Annotated in this window: 6 protein-coding genes; 1 reads left to right on the forward strand and 5 read right to left on the reverse strand. The window is 47.9% G+C overall.

Annotated features, from left to right (window positions below):
• Positions 1-61: 61 nt before the first annotated feature.
• The 5 genes from GQF01_RS29405 to GQF01_RS29425 all read right to left on the reverse strand — a co-directional run bounded on the left by GQF01_RS29405 (position 62) and on the right by GQF01_RS29425 (position 5,364).
• Positions 62-1,507 (reverse strand): LysM peptidoglycan-binding domain-containing protein, encoded by a 1,446-nt coding sequence (locus GQF01_RS29405; RefSeq protein WP_161410543.1) that lies wholly within the window; start codon positions 1,505-1,507, stop codon positions 62-64.
• A gap of 187 nt (positions 1,508-1,694) precedes the next feature.
• Complete coding sequence (gene pheA, locus GQF01_RS29410; protein WP_161410545.1) at positions 1,695-2,558, reverse strand: prephenate dehydratase; 864 nt, start codon at positions 2,556-2,558, stop codon at positions 1,695-1,697.
• Entirely contained in the window at positions 2,555-3,532 is a 978-nt protein-coding gene (thrB, locus tag GQF01_RS29415; protein WP_161410547.1) for a homoserine kinase, read from the reverse strand. Before thrB ends, pheA begins: the two co-directional genes overlap by 4 nt.
• A gap of 27 nt (positions 3,533-3,559) precedes the next feature.
• Positions 3,560-4,846, reverse strand: coding sequence for a homoserine dehydrogenase (locus GQF01_RS29420; RefSeq protein WP_161410549.1), 1,287 nt, complete (start codon positions 4,844-4,846; stop codon positions 3,560-3,562).
• Between the two features lie 35 nt (positions 4,847-4,881).
• The gene (locus tag GQF01_RS29425) at positions 4,882-5,364 is read right to left on the reverse strand and encodes an ACT domain-containing protein (RefSeq protein WP_328803557.1); all 483 of its coding nucleotides are present in this window, start codon (positions 5,362-5,364) and stop codon (positions 4,882-4,884) included.
• A gap of 166 nt (positions 5,365-5,530) precedes the next feature.
• On the opposite strand from GQF01_RS29425, the gene GQF01_RS29430 reads away from it, so the two are divergent.
• The gene (locus GQF01_RS29430) at positions 5,531-6,040 is read left to right on the forward strand and encodes an NUDIX hydrolase (RefSeq protein WP_161410551.1); all 510 of its coding nucleotides are present in this window, start codon (positions 5,531-5,533) and stop codon (positions 6,038-6,040) included.
• Positions 6,041-6,184: the final 144 nt, after the last annotated feature.

Here is a 6,184-nt window from a genome sequence, read left to right on the forward strand (position 1 = left end):
CCAACTCACATAAAAAGCCTCCAAATCCACAGACTGTGGATTCAGGAGGCTTCTTTTTTGTTCAGAAATTAATCCAAGGAACGTTGGGTCTAGATTCCTGAGAATCATAAGGCGCTCTTTGCTGACGTCTAACGAACGCATTGAGTGCGTCTGTTCCAGTTAATTTCGCTCTTTTGGAGGAGTTGCTGCTATTTTTGGATTTCGTTGATTTATTCGTACGAATATCGATTTCTACAACTTCGTCCTTGTCGGTCTCTTTCGTAAGTTCATGTGTATGAACCTGCGGCATCATAGGAGACTCGAAAGGAGCTTGATAGTGTCCCCCGGCATAAGGGATTCCGTATGGACCCGGCTGAAAAGCAAACGGATTATGCCCAGACTGCCCCATATCAAAAGGAGTGCCTTGCGGATATAAGTCTGGCATGTAAGGCATATTTGGCATAGCCGGCATTGTGTGCATGTCTGGCATGTTCGCCATATTTGGCATTGTGTGCATGTCTGGCATGTTCGCCATATTTGGCATCGTGTGCATATCAGGCATGTTAGACATAGCTGGCATGCCATGGTGGTAGCTATGCTGGTAACCATCCCATGGATTTCCTACAGGTCCACCAGTCGGAAACCCTTCTGGAGCTGTCATCCATGGTTGTTCCATGGAAGGACCTCCGCAGCCACAACCCTCGTTGCTCACAGGGAACGTGTTCATCTGTGCATGATGAGGAGCCTGTTCCCAGGGCTGCTGTTGATACGGCATAAATGCCGGATAGGCGGCAGCTTGTTGCTGGTTAGCCTCTGGATAGGCGAATACTTCTGTCGCTGTAATATGGAACTGCTTGAAGGGATGAACGGCTGGCTGTTCATATGGTTCTTGCAGCGCAATAACCCCTGAGTCCACTCCTGGCACATCAGGCATCAAAGTTTGCTCTGGTGCAGGTGCAGGAACAGTAGGCATTTGTTGCATTGGCATTGGGATATAGGGTGGCGGGCTTGCGTCACTCGGAATCATCGGCTGCGCTTCTGGCATGGCTTCTTCCGGAACTGGGATATAGGGCGGCGGGCTTGCATCGCTCAGAGCCATTGGCTGCGCCTCTGGTATTGAATTGAAAGGCATCGTCGACGCTTTTGAATGATTATGAGAATGCGTATGCGTGTTCATGCCATTAGCTTCATGATGCATTTTGGGAACAAATACAACTTCCCCAGTCATAAGTACGTTGGGATTCTTCAGCTGTGGATTAGCCGCAATCATCGCCTGGAGAGGTACATCCCAGGCTTTTCCAAGCTTCCATAAGCTGTCTCCCTGCTGAACAATATGCTTGTAAACGAACTCTGACGCAGGCGGATCGACCGGCTTCGGTCTTGAAGGTATCTTCACCTTCATGCCGATGTCCAGCACATTGGGATCTGCAATTTGCGGGTTGATTGCAATGATCTGATCCAATGTACTATGATATTTTTTTGCAAGCTCGTACAGGGTATCTCCCTTTTTGACAATATGGATTTTCAACACCTTACCTCCTTTTTTCGTTAGAAAAACTGGCTTCGGAAGCTTATTCACGAGCATTTCTCATGATAGCCTGCTAGCTAAGCCCCTACTTATTCACAATGATATTACATCTTATGCGCGTTTCTAGGCTTTTGCCCCTCTCGGACAAAAAAAATCCCCCGCGCTGGATAGCCGGAGGATCTCTGAATTAATTCGTATACGAATAGCTAGGATAACAGCCTAATATGCGGACCTGACAGCCAATCGCTTCAATTTCTTGAATCGCCGATGGGAGCAGAACGGAGTCCAATGAACCCGCAATATCAATATAAAAATAATAAGTGCCCAACTTCTTCTTCGTTGGCTTGGACTCAATTTTGGAAAGATTGATTCTCCGCCATGCGAAGGCTGAGAGCACCTGATGAAGAGCACCCGGGTAATCTTCCGGCAGCGTGACTAGTATCGTCGTCTTCATGTCTTTCGAAGCTTTCAGCTCCGATGCTTCCTTGCCGACCAGCAAGAAACGCGTCATGTTGTCTTTGTGATCCTGTATTTCTTTTCGCAGCATAGGGACGCCATAGTTCGTAGAAGCAATGGCCGTTCCAATGGCAGCAACCGAAGGATCCTGCAGAGACGAAACAATGCGCACACCTTCTGCCGTAGAACTAACCTGCTCGAATTCTGCTCCGCTTAAGTATTGCTTCATAAAACGGCTGCACTGTGCAGGTACGACGTGATGAGACAGCACCTTGCGAATATATCCGAAAGGATTGGAATCATCCATTTGCCCCTCCGTACTCGCGAATCCGATGAGATTCATATCGATGGGAAATACCCATTCCGCCCGAATCGGAAGATCCACTTCATGAACGAGCCAATCTACATGCAGATGAACAGAACCCTCTAGTGTATTTTCAATGGGAATAACACCCAGATCGGTTTCGCCCGATGACGTCGCGTTGAATACTTCGGAAATTAACTTATAAGAAACGTAAGTGAAGTCTTCACCTAAAAAATGGCGGGTAGCCTCTTCTGAAAAGGTGCTGGGTCCAAGAATCGCAACTCGCTTCATGCAAGAACCTCCTTGTCTACGAAGGACTGGAGATCCCCGTCACTTTCCTGCAGTGCAGTTGCTGTTACACCCTCGCTGCTCGGCCTTAACCACAACAGCTGTGCCTCAATACCTTCCTTAGCTAGCGTCTCTTTCAAAAATCCTTCCAGCTCCGCCTTGCGGCCGCTGCGCTGGTCCACCAGCGCAAGCATGGTTGGCCCTGCTCCGCTAAGCGCAACCCCCAGCGCGCCGTGATTCTCGGCTTGCTCGAGCAGCGTCTTCATGCCAGGAATAAGCGCCGCGCGATAGGGCTGATGCAGCGCGTCCTTCATGGCATGACGGATCATTCCCAGGTTGCCTGTGATTAACGCGGCAACAAGCAGTGATGAATGGCTGAGGTTGAACACCGCATCCTTCATCGGTACCACTTTCGGCATGACGCCTCTCGCCTTCTCTGTAGCAAGCTGGAAGGCTGGGATCGCCACCAGCACCTCCAAGTTCGGGTCCGGCTCGATGCGAATGGATTCTGCCTTCTCTCCGTCCCAGAACGCCACCACAATGCCGCCGAATAGGCTTGCCCCTACGTTGTCAGGGTGCTTCTCTAGGCGGCTTGCAATTTGGAACAGCTCATAAGGTGTGAGCTTGTTACCAATCAGGGCATTGGCGCCGGCCAGAGCGCCAACAATCGCTGACGCACTGCTGCCTAGTCCGCGAGTTAGCGGAATATCGCTGTACATCGAGATGTACATCTCTGGGTGCGAGACGCCCGCTTCTTGAAATACCATTTGTGCGACTTTATAAATGAGGTTCGTCTTGTCCATTGGAATCCCGTGCATTTGATCACCGATCAAATCAATCGTCGTTTGCTCCGAGATGGCCATATCAATCCACGCATATAAGTTCAAGGCCATCCCCAGTGAGTCAAAGCCAGGACCTAAGTTTGCCGTACTTGCCGGCACTTTCACTCTTACCTTTTGCACTGCCTTATAACTCATTTCGAAATTGCGCCTCTTTTCAATAAATTAGCCTTCAACGCGGTAGACGCTTTTGATGGCGTGAATAACGTCCATGGATTCAAACTGCTTCAGCACATTTTTCATGCTGGCTTGGTTCGCGTCATGTGTAATGATGATGATCTCAGCTTTGGGATTGTGCTTATTGGGATGTTGGAAGACGGATTCCAAGCTAACTTCATGCTCCGCAAAAATTTGTGTAATTTGTGCAAGCACACCCGCTTTATCTTCAACGTGCAGAAGAATGAAGTTTTTGCAAGCAATTTGCTCATCCGTTTTCAGCTTCTTCTCCTTGTAAGGAGCGAGCACTCTGCGTCCATTCACACCAAGCTTCAGGTTCCGCCCGACGGCAACCAAATCAGCTACAACAGATGTTGCTGTAGGCAGCTCGCCTGCGCCAGCCCCGTAGAACATCGTCTCGCCAACCGCTTCGCCAGTCACATACACAGCATTGAATACGCCGTTAACGGATGCCAGCGGGTGCGAGCTCTTCACCATCGTAGGCTGAACGCTCACCGAGATATGCCCGTCATGATTTTCAGCGATACCAAGCAGTTTCACTTCGTACCCTAATTTCTTCCCGTATTGAATGTCCTCTTTCGTAACGTTAGAAATTCCTTTTGCTTCAACATCGCTTAGGGCAACATTGGCATGGAAGCCAAGTGTGGAAAGAATCGTCATTTTGCGAGCAGCGTCAAGACCTTCAACGTCGGAAGTCGGATCAGACTCTGCATAACCAAGCGCTTGAGCTTCTTTCAGCACATCAGCGTAAGCTGCGCCTTCTTGGCTCATTTTGGTCAAAATATAGTTCGTTGTCCCGTTAACAATCCCCATGATCTTCGTAATACGGTCAGAAGAGAAGCCCTCTACGAGTGCACGAATGATCGGAATACCGCCAGCAACACTTGCTTCGTAGAAGACGTCACAGCCGTGCTCAGCTGCTTTCGCCAAAATTTCAGCACCGTGCATGGCCATAAGATCCTTATTCGCCGTAACAATGTGCTTCCCGTTGCCCAGCGCCGTTAGAATATGATCTTTCGTACCAGCAACGCCACCCATTACTTCAACAACGACATCAATTTCACTATCGCTGATTACATCCCAAACATTCTCCGTTAGCTTGTCTGCGTCAACAGTAATGTTACGAAGCTTTGATTTATCTTGCACCAAAATTTTGGCAATTTCGATCGCAGAGCCTGTTTGACGTTGTAAATCCTCTTGATGTCCTTCAATAATACGTACGACACCAGTTCCTACAGTTCCTAGTCCAAGTAATCCAACCTTGATCGGTTTCATTTCGTTTGTCCTCCCGATATTATAATGATTCTATCTTAACTGCCCTGACCTATAATCATGGCACGCTTAACTCCTTCTTGCGATTGAAGCCGGTCCAAAATTTGACGAATCTCTTCCCCCATCATGGAGGTTTCAACAGAAATGACGACGTTCGCCATCCCTTGCAGTGGAATCGTCTGATGAATCGTAAGAACATTACCTTCCAAATTAGCAATAAGCGCCAGAACGCGGGACAAAATCCCTGAACGATGCTCCAAATCCATCGAAATCGTTACGATACGCTCTCTTTCGAGCTTATTTAGCGCATGTATACCATCCTTGTATTTATAAAAAGCGCTTCGGCTAAGCCCAACCTGTTCTACGGCATCATGAATCGTCTTCACTTCACCACGAGCCAGCAGTTCTTTGGCCTGTACCGTCTTCAGTACACCTTCTGGCAAAATGTCTTCCCGGACTAAGTAGTATCTCTCAGGACCGGTGTGCTTGATCGTTTGTAAAAAATCTTTGCTTTCCGGCACGACCTTACCGTCCTCTCTAGAAAGACTATTGTATACCTATAGAGGACATTATATCGAATTACAGAGACTGAAGCAATAGGCAAATTACTCTTAAACTAGCTTCTTTGCAGGAGCTAGTTTACTTGTGCTAAGCTGAGTGTACTAGAAAAAGAAAGGGATCGCCACCATGATTACATTGCGAATGATGTCTACCGCTCTCCTATGGAATAGCCGGAACGAATTACTAATGATGAAACGCTCTTTAACGCGCACATTGTCCCCAGGACTGTGGGCCGCTATCGGGGGTCATTTGGAACCAGATGAACTAAACAACCCGCGTGCAGCCTGCTTACGTGAAATATGGGAGGAAACCGGCATCGAGCATGATGAAATTCAAGGGCTTAGCTTGCAGTACATTTTATTGCGATTAAATGGACAAGAAGTGCGGCAGCAGTTTTTCTACGTCGGCTCCACCGATGTGAATCCACGCATCACTACCCCTGAAGGTGAGCTCCATTGGGTCCCAAAAGATCTTGTTCTTGAGCGTCCTCTTCCATTTATTTTCCGCAGTTTACTGGAACATTATCTAGTTGCTGGACCTACAACAACCCCTTGGATCGGCTCTGCTGGCGTAAATGAACAAAGCCATTTACCCACCATTCATTGGCATCCGTTCGTTGATCCTATGGAAGTATGAAAAAAGCAGACTTCGATTTCTGAACTGCACCCCATTTGTTAGACACCACTAACAATGGAGGTGCAGTTTTTTTGTCTAATTTCAGTTTAGATGAGAAATTGAAGGCCATTCAAAGGTATCAGAATGGTACTGAAGGAGTCAAAA

Source organism: Paenibacillus silvestris, from assembly GCF_009882985.1.
Classification (GTDB): Bacteria; Bacillota; Bacilli; order Paenibacillales; family NBRC-103111; genus Paenibacillus_E; species Paenibacillus_E silvestris.